Source organism: Rufibacter sp. JT3400010 (genome assembly GCF_054956755.1).
The window spans coordinates 175,331-202,055 of record NZ_JBUDXA010000005.1 but is presented as its reverse complement, the minus strand read 5'-3'; the positions used below and the strand labels follow the sequence as shown (position 1 = coordinate 202,055).

At 50.2% G+C, this 26,725-nt stretch carries 27 protein-coding genes; 24 read left to right on the top strand and 3 right to left on the bottom strand.

Annotated elements, in window-relative coordinates; translation table 11 throughout:
* Positions 1-34 precede the first annotated feature (34 nt).
* The 13 genes from ACY0JR_RS07245 (at position 35) to ACY0JR_RS07185 (ending at position 11,139) form a co-directional block, all read left to right on the top strand.
* Positions 35-625, top strand: coding sequence for an HD domain-containing protein (locus ACY0JR_RS07245; protein WP_462633275.1), 591 nt, complete (start codon positions 35-37; stop codon positions 623-625).
* An 8-nt stretch (positions 626-633) separates the two neighbouring features.
* Positions 634-1,077 (top strand): NAD(+)--rifampin ADP-ribosyltransferase, encoded by a 444-nt coding sequence (gene arr / locus ACY0JR_RS07240; protein WP_462633274.1) that lies wholly within the window; start codon positions 634-636, stop codon positions 1,075-1,077.
* Between the two features lie 39 nt (positions 1,078-1,116).
* The gene (locus tag ACY0JR_RS07235; protein ID WP_462633273.1) at positions 1,117-1,680 is read left to right on the top strand and encodes a DUF4256 domain-containing protein; all 564 of its coding nucleotides are present in this window, start codon (positions 1,117-1,119) and stop codon (positions 1,678-1,680) included.
* Between the two features lie 222 nt (positions 1,681-1,902).
* Positions 1,903-3,285 carry a histidine--tRNA ligase gene (gene hisS / locus ACY0JR_RS07230; RefSeq protein ID WP_462633272.1) on the top strand — a complete coding sequence of 461 codons (1,383 nt, stop codon included), beginning with the start codon at positions 1,903-1,905 and terminating at the stop codon, positions 3,283-3,285.
* The gene (gene hutH / locus ACY0JR_RS07225; protein WP_462633271.1) at positions 3,285-4,790 is read left to right on the top strand and encodes a histidine ammonia-lyase; all 1,506 of its coding nucleotides are present in this window, start codon (positions 3,285-3,287) and stop codon (positions 4,788-4,790) included. The genes hisS and hutH overlap by 1 nt, the downstream gene beginning before the upstream one ends.
* Positions 4,791-4,798: 8 nt before the next feature.
* The gene (locus ACY0JR_RS07220; RefSeq protein ID WP_462633270.1) at positions 4,799-6,436 is read left to right on the top strand and encodes a T9SS type B sorting domain-containing protein; all 1,638 of its coding nucleotides are present in this window, start codon (positions 4,799-4,801) and stop codon (positions 6,434-6,436) included.
* A 102-nt stretch (positions 6,437-6,538) separates the two neighbouring features.
* Positions 6,539-7,579, top strand: a complete 1,041-nt coding sequence (locus ACY0JR_RS07215; protein ID WP_462633269.1) for an acyltransferase family protein — start codon at positions 6,539-6,541, stop codon at positions 7,577-7,579.
* A gap of 519 nt (positions 7,580-8,098) precedes the next feature.
* Entirely contained in the window at positions 8,099-8,299 is a 201-nt protein-coding gene (locus tag ACY0JR_RS07210) for a type II toxin-antitoxin system RelE/ParE family toxin (RefSeq protein WP_462633268.1), read from the top strand.
* 52 nt (positions 8,300-8,351) lie between these two features.
* Entirely contained in the window at positions 8,352-8,498 is a 147-nt protein-coding gene (locus tag ACY0JR_RS07205; RefSeq protein ID WP_462633267.1) for a hypothetical protein, read from the top strand.
* A gap of 297 nt (positions 8,499-8,795) precedes the next feature.
* Positions 8,796-9,134: a hypothetical protein gene (locus ACY0JR_RS07200; RefSeq protein ID WP_462633266.1), complete on the top strand. Its 339-nt coding sequence runs from the start codon at positions 8,796-8,798 to the stop codon at positions 9,132-9,134.
* Between the two features lie 104 nt (positions 9,135-9,238).
* Positions 9,239-9,607, top strand: coding sequence for a VOC family protein (locus tag ACY0JR_RS07195; RefSeq protein ID WP_462633265.1), 369 nt, complete (start codon positions 9,239-9,241; stop codon positions 9,605-9,607).
* 154 nt (positions 9,608-9,761) lie between these two features.
* A complete protein-coding gene (locus ACY0JR_RS07190; RefSeq protein WP_462633264.1) occupies positions 9,762-10,097 on the top strand; it encodes a YbaB/EbfC family nucleoid-associated protein in 336 nt (111 codons plus the stop codon).
* Entirely contained in the window at positions 10,087-11,139 is a 1,053-nt protein-coding gene (locus ACY0JR_RS07185; protein ID WP_462633263.1) for a glycosyltransferase family 2 protein, read from the top strand. The genes ACY0JR_RS07190 and ACY0JR_RS07185 overlap by 11 nt, the downstream gene beginning before the upstream one ends.
* Here ACY0JR_RS07185 and ACY0JR_RS07180 read toward each other — a convergent pair.
* The gene (locus ACY0JR_RS07180) at positions 11,104-11,322 is read right to left on the bottom strand and encodes a PspC domain-containing protein (protein ID WP_462633262.1); all 219 of its coding nucleotides are present in this window, start codon (positions 11,320-11,322) and stop codon (positions 11,104-11,106) included. The two genes, ACY0JR_RS07185 and ACY0JR_RS07180, sit on opposite strands and share 36 nt — an antisense overlap.
* Before the next feature lie 206 nt (positions 11,323-11,528).
* On the opposite strand from ACY0JR_RS07180, the gene ACY0JR_RS07175 reads away from it, so the two are divergent.
* The 3 genes from ACY0JR_RS07175 to ACY0JR_RS07165 all read left to right on the top strand — a co-directional run bounded on the left by ACY0JR_RS07175 (position 11,529) and on the right by ACY0JR_RS07165 (position 15,149).
* Entirely contained in the window at positions 11,529-13,235 is a 1,707-nt protein-coding gene (locus tag ACY0JR_RS07175; RefSeq protein WP_462633261.1) for a tetratricopeptide repeat protein, read from the top strand.
* Between the two features lie 406 nt (positions 13,236-13,641).
* The gene (locus ACY0JR_RS07170) at positions 13,642-14,625 is read left to right on the top strand and encodes a pyruvate dehydrogenase complex E1 component subunit beta (RefSeq protein WP_462633260.1); all 984 of its coding nucleotides are present in this window, start codon (positions 13,642-13,644) and stop codon (positions 14,623-14,625) included.
* Positions 14,626-14,729: 104 nt separating this feature from the next.
* Complete coding sequence (locus ACY0JR_RS07165) at positions 14,730-15,149, top strand: hypothetical protein (RefSeq protein WP_462633259.1); 420 nt, start codon at positions 14,730-14,732, stop codon at positions 15,147-15,149.
* Positions 15,150-15,797: 648 nt separating this feature from the next.
* On the opposite strand, the gene ACY0JR_RS07160 is transcribed toward ACY0JR_RS07165, so the two are convergent.
* Complete coding sequence (locus ACY0JR_RS07160; RefSeq protein WP_462633258.1) at positions 15,798-16,514, bottom strand: class I SAM-dependent methyltransferase; 717 nt, start codon at positions 16,512-16,514, stop codon at positions 15,798-15,800.
* A gap of 355 nt (positions 16,515-16,869) precedes the next feature.
* Between ACY0JR_RS07160 and ACY0JR_RS07155 the strand changes: the two genes are divergently transcribed.
* From ACY0JR_RS07155 to ACY0JR_RS07120, 8 genes are all read left to right on the top strand, one after another.
* Positions 16,870-18,378, top strand: a complete 1,509-nt coding sequence (locus ACY0JR_RS07155; protein WP_462633257.1) for an ATP-binding protein — start codon at positions 16,870-16,872, stop codon at positions 18,376-18,378.
* A complete protein-coding gene (locus tag ACY0JR_RS07150; RefSeq protein WP_462633256.1) occupies positions 18,375-19,082 on the top strand; it encodes a sensor histidine kinase in 708 nt (235 codons plus the stop codon). Before ACY0JR_RS07155 ends, ACY0JR_RS07150 begins: the two co-directional genes overlap by 4 nt.
* 43 nt (positions 19,083-19,125) lie before the next feature.
* Complete coding sequence (locus tag ACY0JR_RS07145; protein ID WP_462633255.1) at positions 19,126-19,539, top strand: response regulator; 414 nt, start codon at positions 19,126-19,128, stop codon at positions 19,537-19,539.
* A gap of 79 nt (positions 19,540-19,618) precedes the next feature.
* Positions 19,619-20,047, top strand: a complete 429-nt coding sequence (locus ACY0JR_RS07140; RefSeq protein WP_462633254.1) for a response regulator — start codon at positions 19,619-19,621, stop codon at positions 20,045-20,047.
* Positions 20,031-22,391 (top strand): response regulator, encoded by a 2,361-nt coding sequence (locus ACY0JR_RS07135; RefSeq protein WP_462633253.1) that lies wholly within the window; start codon positions 20,031-20,033, stop codon positions 22,389-22,391. The genes ACY0JR_RS07140 and ACY0JR_RS07135 overlap by 17 nt, the downstream gene beginning before the upstream one ends.
* Positions 22,392-22,463: 72 nt before the next feature.
* Positions 22,464-22,985: a DinB family protein gene (locus tag ACY0JR_RS07130; protein ID WP_462633252.1), complete on the top strand. Its 522-nt coding sequence runs from the start codon at positions 22,464-22,466 to the stop codon at positions 22,983-22,985.
* Positions 22,986-23,055: 70 nt separating this feature from the next.
* Positions 23,056-23,538 carry a nucleoside deaminase gene (locus ACY0JR_RS07125; protein WP_462633251.1) on the top strand — a complete coding sequence of 161 codons (483 nt, stop codon included), beginning with the start codon at positions 23,056-23,058 and terminating at the stop codon, positions 23,536-23,538.
* Positions 23,539-24,141: 603 nt separating this feature from the next.
* Positions 24,142-24,900: an OBAP family protein gene (locus ACY0JR_RS07120; protein ID WP_462633250.1), complete on the top strand. Its 759-nt coding sequence runs from the start codon at positions 24,142-24,144 to the stop codon at positions 24,898-24,900.
* 43 nt (positions 24,901-24,943) lie between these two features.
* Here ACY0JR_RS07120 and ACY0JR_RS07115 read toward each other — a convergent pair whose 3' ends face one another.
* On the bottom strand, positions 24,944-26,158 hold the full coding sequence (locus tag ACY0JR_RS07115) for a glycosyl hydrolase family 8 (RefSeq protein ID WP_462633249.1): 1,215 nt from the start codon (positions 26,156-26,158) through the stop codon (positions 24,944-24,946).
* Positions 26,159-26,725 lie beyond the last annotated feature (567 nt).

Here is a 26,725-nt window from a genome sequence, read left to right as displayed (position 1 = left end):
CCAGTAAAGTCATCCTTAAAAAACGCGTTCTAACATGGCAGCAGAAAGGCTATTGAAACAGATTGACTTCATCAAAGAGATAGACAAGGTCAAGTATATTCAGCGGAAAACAAGGTTGTTCAACAGTGACAGGAACGAGAACGATGCGGAACATAGCTGGCATTTGGCTTTAATGGCCATCGTCTTGGCCGAATATGCCAATGAGCCTATAGATATTTTCAAGGTGGTCAAGATGGTGTTGATCCATGATATTGTTGAGATTGACGCCGGTGACACGTTTCTCTATGACACCGCAAAAAGCCATTCCAATACAGAAGAAGAACGGTTAGCGGCAAACCGAATCTTCGGCATGCTGCCTCTAGAACAGGCCAATGAGTTCATTGCGCTTTGGGAGGAATTTGAGGCAGGCGAGACCAACGAGGCAAAATTCGCTAGAGCCATGGACCGGTTAGAACCTTTGCTTCAGAACACCTCCAACAACGGAGGAACCTGGAACGAATTCGGGGTAGATTACCAGAAAGTGTACGAAAAGAAGCGGGTCATCAAGGATGGGTCCACCACCATATGGAATTACGCCGAGGAACTCATCAATGATAGCGTGGAGAAAGGCATCCTGAAGAAATAACCAAAGCCATGGACACAGCCAAAAACAAGGACAACGCAACGACCCGCCCCGACCTGAATGCCACCCGGTACTACCATGGCACCAAGGCCGACCTGAAGCCCGGAGACTTGATCAGTCCCGGCTTTAGGTCAAACTACGGCAACAGGAAGAAAGCGACCTATGTGTACCTAACCGCCACCCTGGAGGCAGCCACTTGGGGCGCTGAACTTGCCCTTGGCGATGGTCCCGGCAGAATCTACCTGGTGGAACCCACCGGCCCCCTAGAAGACGACCCTAATCTGACCGACAAGAAGTTCCCCGGCAACCCCACCAAATCCTACCGCACCCTACATCCGCTTCGGGTCACGGGCGAAATGCTGGACTGGCAGGGCCATTCCGAAGAGCAACTCAACACCATGAAAGAGCACCTGGCACGTCTCAAACAACTCGGGATTGAGGCGATAGAGGACTAAGCAAGATTTGCACCCCACAAAAAATACCCCATCAGGCCCATGGAAGATAAAAAGGAGCTATCACCCGCGCAACAGGCAGAATTGCTTAGCATGTTACAGGCCCGTTTTGAGAAAAACAGGCACCGTCACCCAGAAGTAGATTGGGAACAGGTACAAGCAAAGCTACAAGCGAACCCCGGAAAACTTTGGTCCTTGCAGGAAATGGAAAGAACCGGCGGCGAGCCCGATGTAGTAGGCCAGGATCCCACCACCGGCGAATTCCTCTTCTATGACTGTTCCACTGAAAGCCCCAAAGGTCGCCGAAGCATCTGTTATGACCTGGAAGGCCTGGAATCCAGAAAAGAGCATAGGCCAGAAAATAACGCCCTGGACATGGCGGCGGCCATGGGCATTGAGCTTTTAACCGAAGAACAATACCGGCACTTGCAGAAACTAGGGAAGTTTGATCTGAAAACATCCAGCTGGCTCCAAACACCGGCGGCTATCAGAAAACTAGGCGGCGCCCTCTTCGGTGATTGCCGGTACAACCATGTTTTCGTGTACCATAACGGGGCGCAATCGTACTATGCCGCCAGAGCGTTCAGAGGAGTTTTAAGGGTCTGACGCAAAAAAGCATAGCCCGCTCTTCACCCTGAGCACCTTCTTCTGAGTTTGGCAAAAGCTGGCAAATGCCGCTTACAAGAATCTCACGCAAGAAGCAGAAAGCTTCCCCAAAACCAATTTGTCCATTTTTAAGGCCAATTTTCTAGAATCAGGCTTAAAACGGACCTGGGAACCTCGGCACAGGGCAGCCTGATTCTTTTCTGAATTTGCTATCTTCGCGGCATGAGCAAAGACAAACCATCCATCCCCAAGGGCACCCGTGATTTCGGGCCGGCCACGGTGGTGAAACGCAACTATATCTTCTCCATCATCAAGCGCACGTTTGAGAAATTCGGGTTTCTGCCGCTGGAAACCCCCGCCATGGAAAACCTGTCGGTCCTGACCGGCAAGTACGGCGACGAAGGAGACCAACTGATTTTCAAAATCCTGAACTCCGGCGATTTCCTAAGCAAGGTTTCTGCCCCAGATTTGGAAAAAGGCCATAAAACGCTTACCCCCAGAATCTCAGAGAAAGCCCTGCGCTATGACCTCACGGTGCCTTTCGCCCGATTTGTGGTCATGAACCGCAACGAGATTGCCTTCCCCTTTAAACGCTACCAAATCCAGCCCGTCTGGCGCGCCGATCGTCCGCAGCGGGGCCGCTACCGCGAGTTCTACCAGTGCGATGCCGACGTGGTAGGCACCAATTCCCTGCTCTGTGAAGCCGAAATCATTCTTATGATAGACGAGGTGCTGAGCACGCTAGGGCTGGACGATTTCACCATCAAGTTCAACCACCGCGGGCTGCTGGCGGGCATTGCCGAAGCCATTGGCGCCAAAGGCCGCGAAGTAGATTTATGCGTGGCCATTGACAAACTAGACAAGATTGGGCAAGACGCGGTCAATGAAGAACTTCGGCAGAAAGGCATTGAAGAAGAGTCTTTGGTGAAACTGCAGCCCATTCTGGGCTTATCGGGTGAAATCTCAGAATTACTACCAAAACTGGATGAACTGTTGCAAGACTCAGAAGAAGGGCAGCGTGGATTAAAGGACATCCGCAGCATGTTGTCTTTCTTAGAAAGCTTTACCGTGCGCAAAGCCAAGGTGCAGCTAGACGTGACCCTCGCGCGCGGACTTTCCTACTACACCGGTTGCATTTTTGAGGTGAAAGTGAACAACGCCCAGATGGGCAGCATCAGCGGCGGTGGCCGGTATGATAACCTGACGGGCATGTTCGGGTTGCCGGGCGTGTCGGGGGTGGGGTTCTCGTTCGGCGTAGACCGCATCTTTGATGTGCTGGAAGAACTCAACCTTTTTCCGCAGGACAGCCAAACCATTACGCAGGTGCTTATCTCCAATTTTGACGAGGCCGCCATGCGCTACTCCCTGCCCGTGCTGCAAACGCTTCGCGAGGCCGGAATCTCCACGGAATTATACCCCGAGGCCGCCAAACTTAAAAAACAGATGGCCTACGCCGACCAGAAAAGTATTCCGTACGTGCTCCTGATTGGTTCTGAGGAAATGGAAAGCGGTTTGCTCAACCTGCGCAACATGCGAACCGGCGTACAGGAACGCCTGACCGTGCAAGACATTCTGGGCGTGTTACAAGCTAACCCAACCCACTAATGGCAGGGCAGCATCTGATTTCCCTGGGCCCGCTCTCCCTCCCGGAGATCAAGAAAATTCTGCAAACCAAAGCTACCCTGGCCCTTTCTGAGGAGGTGGAGCAACGGATTCTGAGAGCGCACGCGTACCTGCACCAGCACCTGCAAGCCGCTCCCGGTCCGGTGTACGGCATCAACACCGGGTTCGGGGCGCTGTGCAACACCACCATCTCCACAGAGAACCTGGAAGCACTTCAGCGCAACCTGGTCATGTCACACGCCTGCGGCACTGGTGAAGAAGTGCCCGCCGAGGTGGTAAAATTGATGCTCTTGCTCAAGGTGCAGTCACTGGGTTACGGATACAGCGGCGTGCAGCTAGCCACGGTGCAACGCCTGCTCGCCTTCTTCAACCGCGAGGTCTACCCCATTGTGTACCAGCAGGGCTCTCTGGGCGCCAGCGGCGATTTAGCTCCCTTGGCGCACCTGTGCCTGCCATTAATAGGTTTGGGCGAGGTGCGGTTTCAGGAATTCAAGCTGAAAGGCCATGAGATACTGGACATCTTCAGTTGGGAACCCATCAAACTACAAGCCAAAGAAGGACTGGCGTTGCTGAACGGTACCCAGATGATGGCGGCCTACGGGACTATTATCTGCTTACGCGCCCGCCAGATTTCGGCGGCGGCCGATGTGCTAGCCGCACTTTCCCTGGAAGCGTTTAACGGACTCAGCACCCCGTTTTTACCTCAGATTCACCAAATCAGGCCACATGCGGGACAGGTGAAAACCGCCGCCCGCATCCTGGCCCTGCTCACCGGCAGCGAACTACAGCAACAGCCCAAAATTCAGGTACAGGACCCCTACTCGTTCCGTTGCGTGCCCCAGGTACACGGGGCCAGCTTAGACGCCTTGGAATACGCGGAGAAGGTCTTTACCACCGAGGTGAATTCAGTGACCGATAACCCCAATATTTTCCCCGAGGAAGAACTGGTGCTTTCGGGCGGTAATTTCCACGGGCAACCCCTGGCGTTGGCGCTGGATTTCCTGAGCATCGGCTTGGCCGAATGGGGCAGCATCTCAGAACGGCGTACGTTCCAACTTCTATCGGGACAGCGGGGTTTGCCGCAGTTCCTGATTCAGGAGCCAGGGCTGAATTCAGGGCTCATGATTCCGCAATACACGGCCGCTTCCATCGTTAGCCAGAATAAGCAACTGTGCACCCCGGCCAGCGTAGATTCCATTGTCTCTTCTAACGGGCAGGAAGACCACGTGAGCATGGGCGCGAACGGAGCCACCAAAGCGTACCAGGTGGTGCAGAACGTGGAGCGGATTTTAGCCATTGAATTGATGGCCGCCGTACAAGCCCTGGAATTCCGCCGTCCGCTGCGCACCTCTCCGGCGCTGGAGAAAGTGGTGGAAGCCTATCGCCGGCAGGTAGCCCCGCTGGAGCAAGACCGCGTGTTGCAACCCGACATTGAAAAAAGCATCAAGTTTATCCAAGAGTTTCCCTTTGACGAGTTGATAGCGTGAGAAAACGGTTGGCATTTCTGCTTTTTTGGCTGGGTATTTCAGTAGGTGCCTGGGCGCAGCAAACCCGCACGAATTGTTTCATTGCCAAAGACCAAGCAACTTCTACCCCGCTGAAATTTGTTTGCGTAGATGTGCCCGTCACCTTTGAAGACACCACTACCAGAAGCAAAGACCCGCTCTTTGCCGTTTTCTATTACCTCAACAATGAGCAAATTACGCTTCCCTACAGGTTTACAGCACCGGGTAAGTATGAGGTACGGCAGTTGGCGTACGGTTTTGAGCAGTGTGTGACTACTTTTATAGTAAGAGCAAAGGCTCCCACTTCCCCCCCGGTACTCCAAAAGCTTACCTTAGTCCCTAATCAGCTCCAGTTACAGGTGAACTCAACGGCTGTGAATGACCTCATAGTGGAACGGTCCACCTCCGGAACCGGAAACTTTATTCCATTAGACACTCTTCGGAATGTTCCGGTAGGCTCCAGCCAGCAAACGCTTACTACCTCTACCACCTCCGGGTGTTATCGTTTGCGCGTTACTAATATCTGCACCGAAAACGAGACTATTGTTTCCAATGTGGTTTGCTCCCAGACCTTGACCGCTTCGGCGGGTGACCGGCAAAACGTCCTTTCCTGGGCACCTAACGCCAGTCTGGGCGGTGTGGTCAGTTACCAGGTATTCAGAGGCGGGCAGTTGTATCAGACGCTTACGGGCAACCAGACGTCCTTCACAGACGCGCAGGTGGCCTGCGGCCGAAGATATACTTACCAGTTGGTGGCGGTCTTGCCCAACGGGCCCCAGAGTGTTTCCTTGCCCGCTGAAGTCACCACTACCGGCACTACTCCTCCGGCGGCTCCCTTGCTGGTGGTTGGCTTTGATTTGCGGAACCGGGTCACGCTGGAAACCATAGTGCCCGCCCAGGAAACGTTTCTGGAGCAAGCCGTTTTCCGAAGCCAGAACGGTTCTGCTTTCAGCCAGATTCTACAAAAACAGCCCAAAAATGCGGTAGATGCCACTTCCATTAACCTGACCGTTCCGCTATGTTACCAGGTGGCCTACACCGATTCCTGCCAACTGGTTTCTCCCCGAAGTGCTTCGGTGTGCCCTACCCGTTTATCGGCTGCCTTGCAACCCGAAGGCGGGGTGCAACTCACCTGGACTACGTACGAAGGATTTCCCTCAGGCATAGGCACCCAAACGCTGCAACTGCTGGACGAGCAGGGCACGGTTTATTGGAGCATTCCGGTTACTGGCCAAAACTACCTTGATGCGCAGCCGCAAGAGAAATACCAGCGTTTGACCTACCGTTTAGTGACCTCGGCGCTGAACGCCCCATACCAGAGTGCTTCCAATACCACCACCATAGACCAAGCGTTCCAGTTCCAGTTTCCCACCGCCTTCACCCCCAACAATGATGGCCTGAACGATGTCTTTCGGCCCGTAGGCGCTCCGTTTTCTTCTTCTTACATTTTGCAAGTCCTGAACCGCTGGGGCCAGATAATCTTTGAAAGCAAAGACCCTAAAATCGGTTGGGACGGAACGCACGGCGGCAAACCAGCGCCCCCTGAAACCTACATCTTCCGCTTTGAGGCCATTGACGTGAACGGGAAACATATCACCCAGAAAGGTACGATTACGTTGCTGCGGTAAGTGTTTTCAGGCTAATTTTCCAGCAATAGGTTAAAACAGAGTGGCAGGACCAGAAGGAGAATTTTTGATTCTTTGAATGCCGTTCATCTGAAGCAAACCCTCATGCAGCCCACCTCCCGATTAGAATTCCTGGATTTTTTAAGGTTTACAGCGGCCTTTGCCGTCATGCTTCAGCATACGCTGGAAAGTAAATCAGCGACTTTCGCGCAATTCAGCACGCAGTATTTTCAGTTTGGGGTGTTTGGCGTCACGCTCTTTTTCCTGACGAGTGGTTTTATCATTCCGGTTTCACTGGAGAAAGCCCCTTCCTTCAGGGCTTTCTGGATGAACCGGGTTTTCCGGCTGTTTCCGTTATATCTCACCAGTATGTTAGTGACGCTGGTGCTGGTGTGGCTAGGGTGGATAGAAGGAACCCTACCCTCAGTGACTAGCCTGGTGGCGAATGTGCTCATGTTAGCCAAGTTTCTGGGGCAACCTCTGGTGCAGGGGCTTTACTGGACGCTTAACCTGGAGATGGTTTTCTACCTGCTGGTTTCTGGCTTGTTTCTACTAAAATGGCTGAAAAGAAGTACGCTGCTAGCTTTTTTAGCGCTTGCCTCGGCTTTTCTGGTGGGAGTGATTGGCACACAGGTGCTGCATCTGTTTGAGAATGGGTGGGGTTTGTGTTTTCAATTGGCTACCATGTTTGTTGGCACCATCTATTATAGGTACATGAACGGCCAAGTCTCGGGCAAAATGTGGGCTTCGGTGCTTCTGACGGCGTTGCTGGTATTAGTGAGTATCACGTACTTCAATCTGTACCACCGAAGTTCACCCGAAGGACTAGGCACCAGAAGTTTCTGGCCGGTGACCAATGCGTTTTTAGGAGCTTACGTGCTATTTACTTTCTGTTTCTTCTTGCGCCATCGCTCCTACCCCAAGCCGTTTGTTTTTCTGGGTTTAATCAGCTACTCGCTTTACTTGGTGCAGGCGACGGTGTTGGCTTTGCTTCTGCCACTGGTCACTAACCCGTTTATTGCCTGCTTCTCAGGAATTGGCCTTACCGTAGCTGTTTCCTACGTCACGTACCGGTTCATTGAAAAGCCTGCGGTGCAGTTTGGACGCACGTGGCAGCGGAAACCTGCGGCGAACATGCCTTCTTAAGGTCTTTCTACCGTTCTAAAATAGGGAGTTCTAAAGGTGCTTCCTCCAAAAGGGAATGGCTTGGTTATCCTGTTCAAGAAAATGTCTATTTTAGGCTTCGGATTACGGGCTAGGCCTCAGAGTATCTTCTGTTGTTATTTATCCGTTTACCCTCTGCTAAACTTAAAAAAAGAAGAAGACTATGTTTGACATGTTCGGGATGATGAATAAGCTGATAGAAATGACTTACCACAAAATGTCCAACCTAAAGTATGGTGAAAAATAACAGCCCATTCCATACTCCCCTTAAATACAACACATAATCTAATCTAAATCATTTTCTTGTGTTCCATTATCCGTTAACTTGGTAAAATTGAATACGTTAGGAAGAAATGGAATACATAAGGAAGATTGTATTTTACCAGAACCACTTTAGCGAGTTCTTTGAGCAGCAGACGGAGAAAGTCAAAAACAAGATAGACTAGGTTCTCTTCCTTATAACAATAAGTTGAAAGAGTGCCTAAGAAGTTCTTACAGCACATGGAAGGAACTGACGGGCTCTATGAAATACGGGTAGAGCTTGGAAGCAATATTTATAGAATTTTATGTTGCTTTGATGAAGGGAAACTTGTGGTACTTTTCAACGGATTCCAGAAAAAGACCCAGAAAACACCAAAGGTGGAAATCGAAAAGGCAAAGAAGCTTAAGGGTGAATATTTCAGCCAGAAAAGCAGAAAGTAAGTCTCAATAATCCAACTTAGCGGCGCAGTTTGTAAAACTCTGCAAAAAGACTTTGGACACAAAGAACAAAGAAATCACAACATTTGAGGAGCACCTAGATAAACGCTATGGCGCACCTGGTTCTCTGCAAAGAACCGAGTTTGAAATAAAGGCTAAGGCATTTGCTATTGGAGAAGTGATTAAGGAGGAAAAAAGGTAAGCAAAAATGACCCAAGAGCAACTGGCAGAGAAGACAGGTACAAAAAAAGCTTCATATCCAGAATTAAGAACGGACACAGTGATATCCAGCTTTCAACCCTCTACCGAATTCTAGAAATCGGCCTTGGCCGGAAGATTACTTTGTCAATTGAATAGAAAGGCAAAGGCGTAACAGCATATGGACACTAATCGTGTCAAACTTGAGTGCTTCCTTTGTTGCTTTCTAGTGCGGCTAATTCTGATTCGAACAATACTTTCTCACCGTCGCTTACACAAGTCTGCTAGTGATATCATCTAAATGAAGAAAACCCTTATTTACGTCTTTGCTTTCATTGGTCTATTCAGTTCTATTAGGCTAATTTTCAATTTATGGCAAATGCAGTCTGACGCTTTTGGGTATCTGGAAAATTGTCAAAAAGTTGCACCTGGAATGACCTTGGAAGAAGCGAAAGTAGTAATGGGGGATTTTGACTATTATACCCGGAAAAACAGAAGTGAAATTTGGACTTTCTTCAACAAAGATTCTGTAAAGACTTACTACCTGGCCTACCCTGCCCCTTTTGCTGCGTCAACTGGCACCCAAATATATTTTGATCCAGCGACGCAGAAAGTAACTAGAGTAGTTTGTGGTGAATAAAACTCCCGTGATTCACTAAGTGAATAGCCCTGCACTGCTCTACAATTTCAGCGTAGCTGATAAAACTTTTTCCTGACTACTTAAAAAGAAACCTATCTCAATTCATGAGTTTTACACCAAAAGCAATCCGTCCTTTCATTGGGGCAAGCAATTACAAAACATCAAGAGAATTTTACCGCGCCCTGGGCTTTGAAGAAGTTGTCATTAGCGATAAAATGTGTCTCTTTAAAGTAAATGAGCACGTAAGTTTTTATTTGCAAGACTACTATGTTAAGGAGTGGGTGGATAACACCATGGTCTCTTTGGAAGTAGACGACCTTGAGAAATGCGCAGAAGCGTTGTTAAGCAAAAAATTACCGGAAGATTACCCCAAAGTGAAATTCACCCAGATTAAGCAGCATGACTGGGGAAAGGAATTGTTCCTGACTGATCCATCTGGCGTTTTGTGGCACTTTTGTGAATTCTCAGCATAAAGTAACCAGTTGCATTTTCCAAAAGAGAAGGACCCAGACAATCCTGTTAAAGTAAAATGTCTATTTTTGGCTTCGGTTTACGGGCCAGGCAGTGAAGTATCTTCTGCCTTGTTTATCCGTTTACCCTCTGTAGAACTTAAAAACGAAGAAGACTATGTTTGACATGTTCGGGATGATGAATAAGGTGAAGGAGATGCAGGCCAAAATGAAAGAGGCCCAGGATAACCTTCGGCACATACAGGTTTCAGCGGAGGCCGGGGGCGGCATGGTTAAAGCCACGGCCAGCGGCGACCGCCGGTTGCTAAAGGTGGAGTTTGACGAGACGCTTATGAATCCCGAGGACAAGGAAATGCTGGCTGATTTGGTGGTGGCCGCCGTGAACAAAGCCATGGACGAAGCCGGGGAGCGCGGCAAAGAAGAAATTAAGAAGCAAACCGAAGGCATGCTGCCCAACATTCCGGGTTTAGATCTGAGCAACTTTGGTTTATAATTCCTTTTCGGTGGCGGTGGTGATTCTTAACTGGAATGGCCGCCGCTGGTTAGAGCAGTTTTTGCCCTCGGTTCTCCAAAACAGCCCCGAAGCGGAAGTAGTAGTAGCCGACAATGCCTCTACGGATGATTCCGTTACTTTTTTGCGGAAGAACTATCCAAAGGTGCGGCTCATACAACTGGAGGAGAATTTCGGGTTTTGTGAAGGCTACAACCAGGCGCTGAAGCAGGTAGATGCCACGTACTACGTGCTCCTCAACTCAGACGTGGAAGTGACGCCTGACTGGTTGTTGCCCATGGCAGATTTGCTGGAAAAGAACCCGCAGATTGCCGCCTGTCAGCCTAAAATCAAATCCTTTCACCAGCGCAGTTATTTTGAGTATGCCGGAGCCGCCGGTGGCTTTCTGGATGCGTACGGCTACCCCTTCTGCCGGGGCCGCCTGTTTGATACCTTGGAAGAAGACCTGGGGCAGTATGATGACGTACGGCCGATCTTCTGGGCCACCGGGGCCTGCCTATTCATCAGGGCCAAGGCTTATTGGGAAGCGGGCGGACTGGAGCAGAAGTTCTTCGCCCACATGGAAGAGATAGACCTGTGCTGGCGGTTGCAGAATCTGGGGTACCAAATTTATTATCAAGGCTTCAGCACGGTGTACCACGTAGGCGGCGGCACTTTGCCCAAGGCAAACCCCAGAAAAACGTTTCTCAATTTCAGGAACGGCGCGGCTCTTCTTTATAAAAACCTGCACCACCAAGAACTTTCCAAAATTCTGTACACCAGACTGGTGTTAGATGGCGTGGCCGCAGCGCAGTATTTCCTGAAGGGCGAATGGCAAGAGGTAAAAGCCATTTACCAGGCGCACCGGGCGTTTTTCGCTGATAAAAGCTTCTGGACTGAAAAACGAAAAGAGACGGGAAACCAAAAGAAAACGGCGGAACTGACCGGTTGGAGTCCGCAGAGCGTGGTGTGGCAGTATTTTGTGAAAGGGAAAAAGAAATTCAGCGACTTAGATATCCCAAACGGTGCTACGCTCCCGGCGTAGACTTTTCCGGATGTTCAGCCAGAAAGCCATGACCAGATACACCAAGACCGGCGACCCAAACGTTAAAAATGAAAGGTAGATAAACGAAAACCGGATACTGCTGGTAGCAATCCCTAACCTTTCACCAAGCTTGGTACATACCCCAAAGGCTTGGCTTTCCAGGAAATACTGAATATTCTTCATGGTTTGAAAAGTTAAACACCTAAGTTAAAAAAATTTGTAAAATCTACCGTAACTTTCCACTAGAAAAGGATTCAAATTTGAGTCCAATAACGTTTTTATACGTTTATTTTTGCCATTAAGATATGCCATTCGCTTTCTCCCGTACCTTTTCTCTTTTCAGCTTATTTCTTACCCTTCTCTTTTTTAACGGCTGTACCCTGTCCAGAATGGCTAGAAAGGCGGAGAAAGGCCAAACTATCACCGTACAGCCCGAAGTATTGATGGTGCGCGGAAACCAGGTACCCGTAGAAGTGCAAGCCCAACTGCCTAAAAACCTACTTAGGGACGGGTACCGCTATGGCATCCGGGTGTTTTATCAGGCCCAGAAAGGCGTGGAAGACCACGTAGGTTCTCTGGGCTTTGATTTCGGGAACTACAACTTCGTAGACGGCAAACCCACCATGGGCAGTTCCTTTTCGTTTCCGTACGCCCCTTCTAAAATACGCGGTCAACTCATGGCGCAAGGCGTGGTGAGCGATGCCAAAGGCCGGAAGAAATTCACCAAAACCAAGGTGCTGGCGCCCGGTATCATCACAACGCCGCAACTCATCCAGACCATGCACGCCCCAGCTTACGTGGAAGAAGATTTCAAGAACGAGGCCAAAGGTCCATTGCATTTCCCTATCTATTTCGACCAAGGCCTGGCTACGCTGCGCCAGGGCTACGGCACCAACCTACAGTTACTGGATGACTTTATCAAGTCTAACCAGAAAACGAGCAAGATTGAGATTCTGGCCACGCATTCCCCAGACCAGACCGAAACCACCACCCGTAACCTGGCCGCCCGAAGAGCCGTGGCCGTGGAGCGGTTCATCAAACAGAAGATAGAAACCGAAGTCTACAACAACACCGTTTCCAGCATTGATTTCAACATTGAGACCTTGCAAAAAAACTGGCAGGCGTTTCTGGGCCGCGTCCAGAACTCGGCTTTGCCCGAGGAGCAAATTCAGCAGATTCTGGACATTGTAAACGGCCCCGGTTCTTTCACAGAGAAGGAAGAGAAATTGCAGGCCCTTCCCTCCTATGACTACCTGGAAATGTACGTGTACCCCGTGTTGCGCTACGCCCAGGTCACCATTGACTACCAGCCCAACCTGCGCCGCGACTACGAGATTTACCTCATGGCCAAGCGCATTGTAGAGAACCGGGCTAACGCCGATGCTCTCACCGCCGAGGAAATGCAGTACGCCGCCACCCTTACGCCGCTACTCGCTGAGAAAAAACGCATCTACGAGTCTGCCGTGGAGACCTACATGAGTTGGCAAGCCCTTAATAACCTAGGCATGGTTTTCTTTGAACAGGCACAGAAAGAACTTCGGCCCAAGGTGAAACAGACATTGTTGGCAAGCGCCATTCTAAACCTACGCTACGCCGCCCACCGTCACCCTCAGGCCCAGCAGTTCTACAACCTGGCGGTAGCCCATCACCAGCACGGCGACGCGCTGGAAGCCCTGCAAAGCTATGATTACGCCATTCGGCAAGGCGGTCCCCTACCGGTACTGCAACAGGTTTTCTCAGACAAAGCCGCCCTGGAATTGAGCGTAGGTCAGTACGATGATGCCGTCCGCAGCCTGGCTTACGCCGGAAAAGGCTACGCCGCCCAATTCAATTTAACCCTGCTCTACTTCCTGAAAGAAAACTACGAAGGAGCCGCCGAGTTAGGAGAAAAATTACTGGCCGAACATCCACAAGATGCCAACACGCACTATTTAATGGCCGTCATTGCCGCCCGTAGCCAGAAAGAAGACATGATGTCTCAGCACTTAAAACGCGCCATCAAAATCAAACCCACGCTGGCAGGCAAAGCCATAGATGACCTGGAATTCAGAAAGTACCATAAATCTGCCTCCTTTGCGAGCGCACTCAAGCCGTAAGGAAAAGTTTTAGGCTTGGGTCAATTTTACATTCGCACGCATTTCATCCCATTTGAAGGGGGTAAGGGGATGACAAAGGCGGAAAAAGAGGCAAAGCAGTTACTTAACTGAATACAAAAAGACTCTAAGAAGATAATACTATGGCGCGCCATAGACGGATAAAAAATGATTCTCAGAATGCTGTCATCAGCAGGAGTAATCATTCCCCTACCCCCTTCAAAGGGGAACGGTATGCGTGTAAATAGGTAGGACAGAATAGTGTAGCCTTGATTTTAGGCCTGTTTTCAGAAAAATGCGCCGGAAAGAGAATCCTAATAGGTAACTTGCCCCACAAGACAGAACCGTTTTTTTATTTGTGGCGCATGTCTTAATTTTACCCTTTAGATAGACGTTGATAAATCTTACTATGCGAACCATACAATTCAGAGAGGCATTGCGTGAGGCAATGAGCGAAGAAATGCGCCGCGACCCAAAGGTGTTCCTGATGGGCGAGGAAGTTGCCGAGTACAATGGTGCTTACAAAGTGAGCCAGGGCATGCTGGACGAGTTTGGGCCAGAGCGCGTGATTGACACGCCTATTGCCGAGCTGGGTTTTGCCGGTATTGGCGTAGGTGCCGCCATGAACGGCCTCAAGCCTATCATTGAGTTCATGACCTTCAACTTCTCTTTAGTTGCCATTGACCAGGTCATCAACTCTGCCGCCAAAATCATGTCTATGTCCGGCGGGCAGTACTCTGCGCCTATGGTGTTCAGAGGCCCAACCGGTAACGCCGGTATGCTGTCTTCGCAGCACTCCCAGAACTTTGAAAACTGGTACGCCAACACTCCTGGTTTGAAAGTAGTGGTTCCTTCTAACCCCTATGATGCTAAAGGTCTGTTGAAGTCCGCCATCCGTGACAATGACCCGGTAATCTTCATGGAATCTGAGTTGATGTACGGCGACAAAGGCGAAGTGCCAGAGGAAGAATACCTCATTCCTATCGGCGTAGCCGATATCAAACGCCCGGGCAAAGACGTGACCATTGTTTCCTTCGGGAAGATGGTGAAACTGGTGCTGCAGGCGGCTGAGGAACTGGCCAAAGACGGCGTAGACGCCGAGGTGATTGACCTACGTTCGGTGCGTCCTATTGACTACAAAGCCATCATTGAATCCGTTAAGAAAACCAACCGTCTGGTAGTGGTGGAAGAAGCCTGGCCGCTAGCCTCTATCTCTTCTGAGATTGCTTTCCACGTACAGCACAACGCGTTCGACTACCTGGATGCCCCCGTGAAACGCGTTACCGCCCGCGACGTTCCGTTGCCTTACGCCCCAACCTTGATTGAGGCTTCCCTGCCAAACGTGAAGCGCGTAATTCAAGCCGTAAAAGAAGTAACTTACGCAAAAGCGTAGTCCTTCACACAATAAATCACAGGAGCCGACCTTTATAGAAATGGTCGGCTCTTGCTTTTACAGGTGTTTCAGGCCTGTTTTCGTAAAAAGTGCCTCCAAACAGAATGAATCAGAAATATTTCAGAGCCCTAGGGGCGGCGGCGGTTTTGTTCACCGGAACCCTGGCCGCCTGCAACGAAACCTCAGAATTGCAGGAAGTGGTATTGCCCGTAGCCGTCGAGGAAACCGCCGGTTTCCCCAGAATTCCGGTGAAAATAGATACTACCATCACGCTTAAAGTACTCTACAGACCCACCAACGGCTGCGGCCGATTTTCCCGCGTAGATTCCGTGAAATCTACCTTACAGACAGACATCCAGATTTTCGCTGCCTATCCGGCAGACGACCAGGAAGCCATCTGTTCTGACATTGCCAAACTGGTACCTTTCACCTTCCGGTTCAGAACCACTACCTCAGGCGTTCACAGATTCCGCTTCTGGCAGGCAGACAACACGTTTCTGCTAGACTCCGTAGTGGTTAAGTAAAGAAGATCATTACTAGCGAAAGGCAACGTTTCAAGGCTGTTTTCTGGAAAACAGCCTTGAAACGTTGCCTTTTTTTGCTCGTCCCGTTGGGTTACCTCATTTGTGGCTTGTGCGCCTTTGAAGAGGTTAGTGGGACACTGTTATCATCCTTGCAGAGTTTTAGGTTCATGCCTCACGGATTTGCAAACTTCCGGTCATGGTAGGTCCAAGTCACAGACTTGAACCATGTTTTCTAGTTGGAATGCGTGTGATCTGCGTGTGTAAACATCCCCCTTCCCCCCTTCAAAGGGGGAGTCTCTGCTTTAGAGAGAATATTTTCTCTAAAAAGATGGCAACGCGTACTAGAGACAAGGCAGTGCCTGGTCTCTACGATACCTGATAACGTCTTCTACTACTTTCCCCTTTCCAGTCTTTCCCGAGCGCGCCTCGCTTTTTGCCATAGAAAGGCAAAACTAAGCGCAAAAGGCTTCTCAGGCAGAAAGGGCAGTGCGAGAGGGAAGACGGGGCCTCGCGGCCGTCAGCGCACGGAGGGAAAAGATGCAATAACAAAGCATAAGGACACCGCATCAACCACCCGCCACGCCAGCAACAGGCAAAAGGCGAGCACAAACAACACCACAGAAGAAGCCACTGCCCAGCAGAGATAGATCAAGCTAAAGTAAGGCGGGCAATATAATGATCATCTTCTTCCTTCAAGAGCAATTCAGCATCAAATCCAGCTTCTTCAGCGTACTGCTGGAGCAGATCAAAATCAATGAAAAGCCACGGAAACGGTTCGCTTCTTTCCTGTTCAAACTCCATCATGTAGGTAAGTTCGCCGTAGTAGGCGCCGTTCAAATCCAGCAACACAGAACCGTCTTCTTCCTCATAGAGGTACAAAATATCTGAAGATTCCAGCAGGATCTGTCCGCCGGGGGCGAGCCAGTTTTTGCAGGTGGCCAGGAACTGGGGCAATCCGTCTAAGGTTCCGGCCAACCCGATGCCGTTCATGAGCAGCAACAGCGTATCATGCTGTGAAGGCGGAAGGGTGAAGAAATCGCCGGATAATGTGCTTTTGACGCCTCGGGCTTTCTGCACGTCAACGGCTCTGGGCGATATTTCCAGTGCCGTCACTTCCAGGCCTTTTTCCTGCAAAGCCAGCGCATGGGAACCGGCTCCAGCACCAACGTCCAGAATCCGGCCACGGGCGGCAGAGAGGGCAAACTGCTCCCGTTCCGGCATTTCTGAGAAAGTCCTGAACAAGTAGGCGGCCGGTAATTCATCGGCTTCCATCTGGTCTGAATACACCGTGATGGTGGCTTCTTTGTTTCCTTCCCAATAGGCTATAATGGCACCTCCCATGGGATCTGGTTTCTCTACTAGCATACGGTGGTTTATAAAAAGACAAAAATACGAATTCTGGGGCAGCCTAGCCTAACAATTGCACTTCCAGCTTATAGGCACTGCACATAAGCTCCTATTTCCTGAATTATTTGGGCAGCGGTTGTAAATCTTCATAAAGAGACCTGAAATAGAAATAATCCAACGCAAAATTTTTCTTACTTTTGAGAGGAAGTAGTACTTAATCGGCTTTCAGCAATATACATGTATTGGTTAATGTTACTTTCAAGTGACCAGATACGCGTAAACAGAAGTGTCTAATGAACGCAGATACGCCAAAAACCCTTATCTTTAAGCCTTACGTTATCTCCCTTGTCCTCTTCATGCAGAGGAAAAATCCATGAAACTAATCTCTACCATTTATACCGTTATTGGGTTGATCCTGGCCATGTTCTGCATTGTCACTATGGGATATATCCAACAAACCCGAAAGGTTAAGAAAAGTATTGAAGATGTCTTGTACACTTCCAGCATTATCAGGGAGGCCGAACGCGCGCAGAAGTTGCTCATAGATCTGGAAACGGGTTTGCGGGGCTATTTACTTACCGGCCAGAAACCCTTCCTGGAACCGTATTTGAAAGGACAGGCCGAATTTGAACGCAGCATCAATCACCTGGATTCTCTGACCCAAACGTACCCGGCACAAAACAAGCACGTACAGCTCCTCCGGAAAGATGCCCGCGAGTGGTTAAGTACGTTTTCCCTACCCTTGCTCAGAAGCAAAGCCAATGTTTACGTTAGCACGCAGGATAAGGCACGGTATGATTCTCTGTTCACCTCTTCCACACAGCAAGGCACGGGTAAAAACATCATGGACAAAGCACGCGAGCGCTTTGCCTTGATTAAGAAAGAGGAGGAACGCATTAAAGAAGACCGGCTGGAAGAGCTAAATGCGTCCCTTCTCAGGACAAATGAAATTGCCGTCGGGCTCACGTTTGTCTCTGTGTTGATAGGAAGCTTTATGGCGTATTTACTGGGTGGCACCATTAAAAGACGGTTCCGGCGCATGAATAACCTGGCGCACAGCATTGCCCAGGGAGATTACAGCGTTACCCTGAAAGACAAGCGGAATGACGAGATCAGCAGCCTCACCAACTCCCTGAACATGATGGCCCGGCAACTGCAAAACAGTTTCAACCATCTTACCAAAACCAATAACGAACTAGACCAATTTGCTTACGTGGTTTCCCATGACCTGAAGGCTCCCCTTCGAGCCATCAACAATCTGGCCGAGTGGATTGCCGAGGATCTGGTCACCGATGATCCAGACATAAAGAAGAACCTGTCTATTTTGCGGAGCCGGGTGCATAGAATGGAAAACCTGATCAACGGAATTTTAGCGTATTCCAAAGTAGGCCGGCAGGTGTTGCCCTCCACCAATTTCTCGGCCCAAGAGGTAGTGAAAGAAGTACTGGAGAATCTGTCGCCGCCTGCCACGTTCCGCATCCAGACTCCGGCTACCTTGCCTACCATCACCGGCGAACGCACCCTTTTCTATCAGATTATGTCAAATCTGCTCAGTAATGCGTTCAAGTACCACCACACCCAAGAGGGTACTATTGAGATAAGGTCTAAAGCTCTGCCAGACTTTTATCAGTTTGAAGTGCAGGATGACGGACCAGGCATCCCGAAGGAATACCAAACCAAAGTATTCGGGATTTTTCAAACCATGGAAGCCCGCGATGTAAAAGAAAGTACCGGCGTGGGGCTTTCTATTGTTAAAAAGATTGTGGAAGAAAAAGGCGGCCAGATCTGGATTGAATCTGAGAGAGGGCTAGGCACCACGTTTGTCTTTACCTGGCCCAAAGTTCCGGTGACAAGTCTTTCCCTCAACTCCCCTCAACCATGATGCACCCTAAGCAGAACTGTGAACAGCAACTGGACGCCCTCAAAAAGGAATTTGAGGAATTCGCCTACATTGTATCGCATGATTTGAAAGCCCCGTTGCGGGCCATCAGTAATCTTTCAAGCTGGATTGAGGAAGACCTGGGCGAAAACCTGGACCCCGACGTTCAGAACAACCTGCAATTGCTCCAGAACCGGACACAGCGCATGGAAGGTAAGATCAATGGGCTGCTGGAATATTCCAGGGTAGCCCGGCAAGACCTGGAGGTACAGGAAGTTCAGGTAGAGGCTATGGTGCGGCGGTTAACGCGGGCTTTGGGGCAAAACCAACCGCTGCAAGTCCATACCTCCAACTTACCTACATTCACTACCTACGCAAAGAAACTGGAGGCCGTGTTTCAACAGTTGCTCCAGAATGCGGTTACCTTCAATGATCAGGAAATCCCCGAAATCTGGATTGAAGCCCAGGAACAGGAAGAGGCATTTTTGTTTAAGGTGAAAGACAACGGAACAGGCATTCCCCCGGAAGTACAGCCCAAGGTGTTCAATATCTTTTTCACCGTACACCCTACGGATCAGAAAGAAACCCTGGGAGTTGGGTTGGCCATAACCCGTAAGATTGTGCAGTACGTGGGCGGTTCCATTACCGTACAATCTACCGTGGGGCAAGGAACTGAATTCCTGTTTTCCTGGCCTAAAACAGTATAGCCCCCCTTACTATTTACACGTACAAGAAGTTCATTTCAACAACATGGAAGAAAGAGAAGTTACTATTCTACTGGTAGAAGACGACGAGGTAGACATCATGAATGTGCAGCGTGCCTTCAAAAAAAACCACATCACCAATCCGCTGCTGATAGCCCATAATGGGTTGGAAGCGCTGGAACTGCTTAGATCCGGCACTATTCCCATGCCGCCCATTATTATTCTGGACATTAACATGCCTAAGATGAACGGCATTGAGTTTTTACAGGAACTCAGGAATGACCCGGCCTTAAGCCGCATCAGCGTGTTTGTGATGACCACTTCCAACGAAGACAGTGACAAGATTAATGCCTATAACCTCAATGTGGCAGGGTATATTTTGAAGCCTTTGTCTTTTGAAAAATTCCTGACCTCTGTAGCTACATTAGATAAATACTGGAAATTGTGCGTCCGGCCCTGATTTAAACCTGAAAATTCCTATTTTTACACCTCCCCTGCTATATACATATATTCTATAAAAACTTAAATCAAATATTAAATTGAAAAATCAGCAAGCCCATATTCTGTTGGTGGAGGATGATCCGCAGGATGTCGCCTCTACCAAACGTGCCTTTCATTCGCAGGGCATAGACAACCCCGTGCATGTGGCCCGTAACGGCAAAGTGGCTTTAGATATGCTGAAAGGGAGGAACATACCGGCGTTAAACCCCATTCCCCGCATCATACTCCTGGACCTGGACTTACCAGAGATGGGCGGACTTGCTTTTCTGGCCGAACTTAGGAAAGATCCCTTGCTGAAAGCCTGTAGTGTGTTCGTGCTTACCGGCCAAGGCACCCAGCGTGACCTGCTGCAGGCCTATGATCTGCATGTGGCGGGCTTTATTGTGAAACCATTTCAGTACTCATCTTTCGTAGATATCATTTCCACCCTTAATACTTTCTGGAATTTAATTGAGCTCCCAAACTAATTTCCCCCTTTCTGGGTCTTCGGTCAGGCTTCTCATTGTGGATGACGATGAAGTAGACCGTATGATCATTCAACGGTCCTTACGAACGGCTCGCTTAAATGCCTCCATTGAAACGGCCGCCCTGGGTACAGACGCGTTGAAGATATTGCAGCAGGAAGTCTTTGACTTCATTTTCATTGACTTCATGCTGCCAGACATGAACGGTCTGGAACTGCTGCAGAAGATAAGGGAAAGGGGCATTACCACTCCGGTGCAGATTGTCACCTCCCAGGGCGATGAACGCATTGCCGTGGAAGCCATTAAAACGGGAGCGTCAGACTACCTGCCCAAAACGCTGCTCACGCCGGAAGGTATCTCCAAAAGTATCAGGTCGGCTATCAGGCTGCACAGAATAGAGCAGGAGCGCTTACAGGCCCAGGAACAGCTGGCCAACACTCAGAAACAACTGGAAACCGTTATCAACGGGGCTCCCATCATTCTCTGGGCCACTGACCAGGACGGCGTCTTCACCATGGCCCGCGGGAAAGGGATTTACCTCATTGGCAAAGAAGAACATGAATCAGTGGGGCTTTCCTTATTTGATGTGTACAGAGACTATCCCGTGGTGCTTAAGTGCGCCCGGCGCACCTTAAAAGGGCATAAATCTACCTGTACCGTCAACATCTGGGGGGTCTGGTTTGATTGCCTGTTTCTTCCTTTAAGAAGCGCCACCCAGGAAATAACCGGCATTATTGGGGTTTGCTACAATATCTCTGAGCGCATCCAGATTGAGGAAGAACTGAAAAGGGCTAAAGACGAAGCCCTGAGCATGGCGCAGGTGAAAGAGCAGTTTCTGGCCAACATGAGCCACGAGATCAGAACGCCCATGAACGGTATTCTGGGTTTAACCGAAGTTTTAGCAAAAACTCCCTTAAACGAAGAACAGAAAGAATACCTGCAAGGCATCCATACCTCGGCCAATAATTTAATGGTGATCATCAATGACCTGCTTGATTTCTCTAAGATTGAGGCCGGTAAGATCACGTTTGAGATCATTCCCTTCAACGTACAGCAGTTAATCAAACAATTGTTGGATGTGCTGGAGATAAGGGCCCGGGAGCGACAAAACACCTTGAAGCTGCTCATGGACCATGACATTCCGTCTTTGGTGGAGGGTGATCCGTTCCGGCTGAGCCAGATTCTGAACAACCTGCTGGGAAATGCCATCAAATTCACCCAGCAAGGCACCGTACGGCTTAACGTGGAGGTGATTGCCCAGGAAGGAAACCGCCTGCAGCTTGAATTCACCGTGCAAGATACCGGCATTGGTATTCCGGAGGAGAAACTGGAAACCATCTTCGAGAAATTCACCCAAGGCAGCAATGACACTACCCGCAAATTTGGGGGTACCGGGCTGGGCCTTTCCATTGCCAAAGAACTGATTGAAGCCCAGGGAGGCCACATCTCCGTGGAAAGCAAAGTGAACAGCGGCAGTACTTTTCGTTTTGTGCTTCCTTTCCAGAAAGTAGAGCAGAAAGAGGAGCAGAACTTTCCCGTTCTTCCGCCCGCCCACCAATCGCATCAAATCCTCCGAAATGCCCGCATCTTGCTGGCCGAAGACAATCTGGTGAACCAGATGCTGGTCTACAAAGTACTGCGTGACCAGGAGGTGGAAGTTACCATGGTCAATGACGGGAAAGAAGCCCTGGACTTGCTTGCCCTGGAAACCTTCGACCTTGTTTTAATGGACATGCAGATGCCCGAGGTAGACGGCTATGAGGCCATGCAGCACATTCGCGAGCACATGCCCGCGCAGAAAGATATTCCTATCATTGCCTTAACGGCGCATGCTTCGCAGGGCGAATTCAATAGATGTCTGGCTTCCGGCGCCAATTCCTACATCTCCAAACCTTTTAAAGAAGAGGAACTGCTTCAGGAAATTGCCACTTTGCTACAAAACCGAGCTCAGGCAGAACTTTCCCCTGCCCCTGCTTCCCAGCCTAGTGAGGTAGAAATAGACCTTTCCTACCTGGAAAGCTTCGCGAACGGGAACACCGAGTTCATGCGCGACATTCTTCGGCTTTTTATTGAACAGACGCCGCGTTTGGTGCAGGAACTGGCCAGGGCAGTATCGTTTTCCAATTGGGCTGAGGCCCGCACCATTGCCCATAAAATTCGGCCTTCCATCGCTTTGGTGGGCATTCAGCAGCTAGAGGACTTAAACAACACCATTGAACACTCTGCCTTGAACCGCACCCAGCTCCATCAGTTACCGGAGTTGGTGGAGCAGTTGGTCACGCTGGTTCACCGTTCCATTGAACAGTTGAAACAAGAACTAGAGAACTTGCAGGGAAAATTGGTATAAGATATCCAAGCCGTGTTTTAAGGTGAATGTTTGGGTTACTGTTCATATATTCAGCTAAAAGCCACCGCCGCTATGAACACGCAACTTCAATCTCTTTCTCAGCAGCTGGAAAAACAGCGGGTCGAATTCAGTTCCTGGGTTAACAACGCCCCTCCCGCTGTGCAGCATCAGCAACCCGGCCCAGCGCAATGGTCGGCAGCCCAGTTGCTGTACCACCTCACGCAGGTAGACAGACAAGTGGTGGAAGCGTTGGAAAAGAAAATGGCCAGCGGGAAAGTGTTGAAGCCGGTTCGTTGGAAAACCCGTTTTAGGTCTGTTTTATTGAATCTGGCCCTCAAACTCCCCATCAAATTCAAAGCGCCGCCCGCCGTACGGGAGGTGCCGGAACAGGTGCAGGTGTCCCAGGTTATTGACCAATGGCAGGACATCAGGATGCGGCTCCAGGCGTTTCTTACCACTTTTCCAGAAGCACAGGTAAACAAAGAAATCTTCTTCCATCCGCGGGCCGGAATGCTCACCTTGCCTCAAACCCTGCGGTTTATGCTGGAGCACCATGAGCACCATAGAAGACAGATGCAGCGGCTTCTTTCTTAACTTCTGTTTCTTATCTTTGCAGCCCTTTTGCCGTTTTCCGGTGCTATTTTGAAATTAAATTCATTTACCCATGGCTGATTCAAACTCCAAAGAAAACTTCATGCGCGAAGCCATCCGGCTTTCCATTGAGAAAATGAAAGAAGGCAAAGGGGGACCCTTTGGCGCCGTGGTGGTGAAGAACGGAGAAATCATTGCCCGGGGCTTCAACAACGTGACTTCCAGCAATGACCCCACGGCCCATGCCGAAGTAGACGCCATCCGGAAAGCTTGCCAGGTTTTAGGCACCTTCCAGCTCACCGGCTGCGAACTCTACACCAGCTGCGAACCCTGCCCCATGTGCCTGGGAGCCATCTACTGGGCCCGCCCCGACAAAGTGTACTATGGCAACACCAAAGCAGACGCCGCCGCCATCGGGTTTGACGACGCCTTCATCTACGAAGAACTGGAACTCCCCCTCCACTCCCGCTCCCTCACCATGGAACAACTCCTCCCACATGAAGCCTTGGAAGGCTTTAAGGAATGGGAAAAACACGAAGGCAAAACGGAGTACTAGTCTTTAGTTGTTAGTTGTTAGTTGTTGGTTAACACTGGCGCAAGTTGTAAACTCGCGCCTATTGATGATGGGTAGTCTCCAGACTACCCTCGTTGCGCCAGCAGCGACATCACGCATTGCTGCTAGTCCCCTCTGAAGGAGCATCCCGAGAAGAGGAATAAAGTTTTAGCAGGAAAATACTTTTCATGGCGCGGAAGTTACTTCCAGGACTTATTGAATCTATATTGAAAGTCACGGAAGTAACTTCCGCGCCATAGTAAATGAGAGTTCTACCATTGTATCACGCTACTTTCTCCTGTTCCAGTCTTCCCCGAGCGCGCCTCGCTTTTGGGCGTGGAAAGGCAAGACTAAGCGCAAAGGACAAGGCAGGCCGAAAGGGCAGTGCGCGAGGGAAAGACGGGGCCTCGCGGCCGTGAGCGCATACCGCCAAAAATGATACAACACAGCACCTGCACTCACGAAAAAAGCAGACAAGCCAAGGGAACAGCAAACTGCATGCACCACGCCATCCCTTTTACCCTATTTCCAAAAAAGAACCACAAAACCAACCCAGCCATAGAAAAACTTCCTCCGTAGTAAAAAGCTCAACCAAAGCCCCACCCTATGGAAAAGAACCTCACTACTTACCTCAGCGTCTTCGCATCCCTCCTGTTTTTCAGCTGCGGCGGCAACAACACAGACTCCAACGTGACCGCCCCCGGTAGCGATAAAACAACGAAAACCAAAGTGCTGGAAGCCGGGGCCGATGTGCTGCAAAAGAAAACCCCGCTTTCCAAAATAGACGCCTACCTCAACGGTTTCCACTTCTACAACGGCAACCTGCAAGGCCAGATGGAAGCCCACCATTACGTGACGCAACTGAACGAAGACCTGCACCAGGCCCTCATGTATGACGGTAACGGTGAGAACGCCAAACTGATGGGCGTGGAATACATCATCTCCGAGAAACTCTTCAAAACGCTACCGCTGGAAGAACGGAAACTCTGGCACAGCCACCACTACGAAGTCAAATCGGGGGAACTGATTGCCCCTGGCATACCGGCCGTGGCCGAGCATGAACTCATGGAGAAACTGGTGAGCACCTACGGCAAAATTTTCCACACCTGGCACACCGACCGGGACCTGGAGCTTCCGCTGGGCAGCCCCATGCTCATGATGGGCTTCACCAAAGACGGCCAACTGAACCAACAGATGCTAGCCGACCGGGACAAACGCTTCAACGTGTCCACGGCAGAAAAACGGAAACAGCGCGAAGACATTCCCATGCCCCAGGTGGTGGAAGGCGCCAACGCCTGGGAGAAAGGCGACGTGCGACAACTACAGTTTACGAATAAGTATGAGGCACCGGAACACCAGCACTAGCGTTTTAAGCTCTTTTAGCAGAAAACAGCCCTTAAACGGAGCACTAACGGGGCGCATAGATTTTGAATTCGCCGCTGCAATGGAGCAGGCTCATGAGGTACAGCAAGCCGCCGTAGTAGCGGTCGCCTACGGTGTGCGGCACCGGCAACTGCCAGAGCGCCTCTACAAATTCTTTGGCGACCGGGTGAGTGGCAGCCAGACTTACCACGGCGTTGGTGGAGACTAAGCCTGGGGCGTGGCTGGCACCTACTTTCTTCCCGTCAAGGCTGTAGATGTTGCCGTAGGTGTTTAGCCCTTCAGATGCGAAGAAGGTCTGGATTTTGTTACTCAGCTCCGGTTCGCGCGGGTCTTTCTGCCACCAGGCCCAGTCTACGCTCCAATTCATAGCCGTGCGCCACGAATCATAGGCAAACAGGTGCGAGTTGGGGTTGAACGGCGTGGTCACGGGTTTGCCGTCAAAATGAGCATAATCAGGGGCTAGGCCAGTGACCGGATGGGTGGTTTTCTGGAAGAAATGGCGGCTGGTGTCGGCGGCGGATTTCCAGAAGGAACGGTCCTGCTCCGGTCCCCACAGAGCCCAAAGTTCATAGAAAGCGGGTAAGTGGTACGATGGGTCGGTGAATTTTCGGGCTTGGTTGGTGGGCACGAAGAGAATCATCTTGTGTTCTTCGTTCACCATAGGGCCACTTACCTGCGGACCGAACTTGGTTTGGCCAGACACCTCAGGGTGGTGGCGCATGGTGGAAAGTATTTTATCGGCCCACTGCCGATAGTGATAGATGCCATTGCCCCAGCGGCCCGAGGCAAAGTACAAGGCCGTTACAAAGTATTCTTCTCCATCTGGGGCAGGGCCTTCTGAGTTGCGCGTGCCGTCTGGCTTGGTAGACCAGGCAAAATATCCTTCAGATGGGTGGCCGGGCGTGTCTACGTACATGTGCGTGATTGCGTAATTCCAGAGGGCGTCAAACTCGGCTTTCTGGTTCATCTGCACGGCAATCATCATCCCGTAAGACATGCCTTCGCTGCGCACATCCTTGTTGTAAACATCATAGATGTAGGCCAGCGGCCCCCGCTCGTTCTTCCCCGAGGCAAAGTAAATCGCCTGCGAAGCTGAGTCGCCGTGAAACAACTGCTGGTACCCTTTCTCCAGTTTCGCCTTAATTTCCTGTGCTGAATGTCCGTTCTCCTGGAACAGGTTCCGGTATTTCTTAGTGGCGAACGCACCCTTGGCGATTCCTTCCCTTTGGCTAGTTGGCATGGAATTGCTTCCTTTTGGAGTACAGGAGAACAATCCTAAGCCCGTACTACACACCGCCGCCAAGGCTAACGAAGTGATAGAGTTTTTCACAGAGGGAAGTAACCAGGAAAATGCGTTCACTTTCATAGGAAGTAAGGAAACAAGTAAGCCTTTGGATAGTGTACAGAAAGATAAGCCATTTTATAGGAATGCGGCATCAGCAGTTCTAAGACGTGTTGTTTCTGAGATTTGTAGAGGCCTGTCTAGTTCGCCCACAAGTTACTTTCGGGATGACAATTTGGAATTGAGAACTTGGAAGTAGAAACCTAGAATAGAAAACTTATAATTGAACCTGTTTAGTTAAGCACAAGACTTGACAACCCAGCTGCCATTGTTGGTGTTCTCACCAACAATCCAGACAGAGGTACCCTTCCGAAGTTGAGTTAGAGAAAGAAACTGATGCTATGCCTTCTACTGCTGGTGGTTCCCGGCGAGTCTGGAGACTCGCTTCATCCTGAGGCACGAGACTGGAGTCTCGCGCCATAAAGTAAGTTTTCGCGTTTGCGGCCGCTTTTCTTGAAACTGCCC

Coding starts and splice junctions, on each gene's coding strand:
- ACY0JR_RS07170 (WP_462633260.1), top strand. CDS start 13,642: ATGCGAACCATACAATTCAGAGAGGCATTGCGTGAGGCAATGAGCGAA.
- ACY0JR_RS07115 (WP_462633249.1), bottom strand. CDS start 26,158: ATGCCAACTAGCCAAAGGGAAGGAATCGCCAAGGGTGCGTTCGCCACT.
- ACY0JR_RS07180 (WP_462633262.1), bottom strand. CDS start 11,322: ATGAAGAATATTCAGTATTTCCTGGAAAGCCAAGCCTTTGGGGTATGT.
- ACY0JR_RS07195 (WP_462633265.1), top strand. CDS start 9,239: ATGAGTTTTACACCAAAAGCAATCCGTCCTTTCATTGGGGCAAGCAAT.
- ACY0JR_RS07235 (WP_462633273.1), top strand. CDS start 1,117: ATGGAAGATAAAAAGGAGCTATCACCCGCGCAACAGGCAGAATTGCTT.
- arr (WP_462633274.1), top strand. CDS start 634: ATGGACACAGCCAAAAACAAGGACAACGCAACGACCCGCCCCGACCTG.
- ACY0JR_RS07210 (WP_462633268.1), top strand. CDS start 8,099: ATGGAAGGAACTGACGGGCTCTATGAAATACGGGTAGAGCTTGGAAGC.
- ACY0JR_RS07130 (WP_462633252.1), top strand. CDS start 22,464: ATGAACACGCAACTTCAATCTCTTTCTCAGCAGCTGGAAAAACAGCGG.
- hisS (WP_462633272.1), top strand. CDS start 1,903: ATGAGCAAAGACAAACCATCCATCCCCAAGGGCACCCGTGATTTCGGG.
- ACY0JR_RS07175 (WP_462633261.1), top strand. CDS start 11,529: ATGGCTAGAAAGGCGGAGAAAGGCCAAACTATCACCGTACAGCCCGAA.
- ACY0JR_RS07165 (WP_462633259.1), top strand. CDS start 14,730: ATGAATCAGAAATATTTCAGAGCCCTAGGGGCGGCGGCGGTTTTGTTC.
- hutH (WP_462633271.1), top strand. CDS start 3,285: ATGGCAGGGCAGCATCTGATTTCCCTGGGCCCGCTCTCCCTCCCGGAG.
- ACY0JR_RS07200 (WP_462633266.1), top strand. CDS start 8,796: ATGAAGAAAACCCTTATTTACGTCTTTGCTTTCATTGGTCTATTCAGT.
- ACY0JR_RS07155 (WP_462633257.1), top strand. CDS start 16,870: ATGAAACTAATCTCTACCATTTATACCGTTATTGGGTTGATCCTGGCC.
- ACY0JR_RS07215 (WP_462633269.1), top strand. CDS start 6,539: ATGCAGCCCACCTCCCGATTAGAATTCCTGGATTTTTTAAGGTTTACA.
- ACY0JR_RS07150 (WP_462633256.1), top strand. CDS start 18,375: ATGATGCACCCTAAGCAGAACTGTGAACAGCAACTGGACGCCCTCAAA.
- ACY0JR_RS07125 (WP_462633251.1), top strand. CDS start 23,056: ATGGCTGATTCAAACTCCAAAGAAAACTTCATGCGCGAAGCCATCCGG.
- ACY0JR_RS07145 (WP_462633255.1), top strand. CDS start 19,126: ATGGAAGAAAGAGAAGTTACTATTCTACTGGTAGAAGACGACGAGGTA.
- ACY0JR_RS07245 (WP_462633275.1), top strand. CDS start 35: ATGGCAGCAGAAAGGCTATTGAAACAGATTGACTTCATCAAAGAGATA.
- ACY0JR_RS07120 (WP_462633250.1), top strand. CDS start 24,142: ATGGAAAAGAACCTCACTACTTACCTCAGCGTCTTCGCATCCCTCCTG.
- ACY0JR_RS07160 (WP_462633258.1), bottom strand. CDS start 16,514: ATGCTAGTAGAGAAACCAGATCCCATGGGAGGTGCCATTATAGCCTAT.
- ACY0JR_RS07190 (WP_462633264.1), top strand. CDS start 9,762: ATGTTTGACATGTTCGGGATGATGAATAAGGTGAAGGAGATGCAGGCC.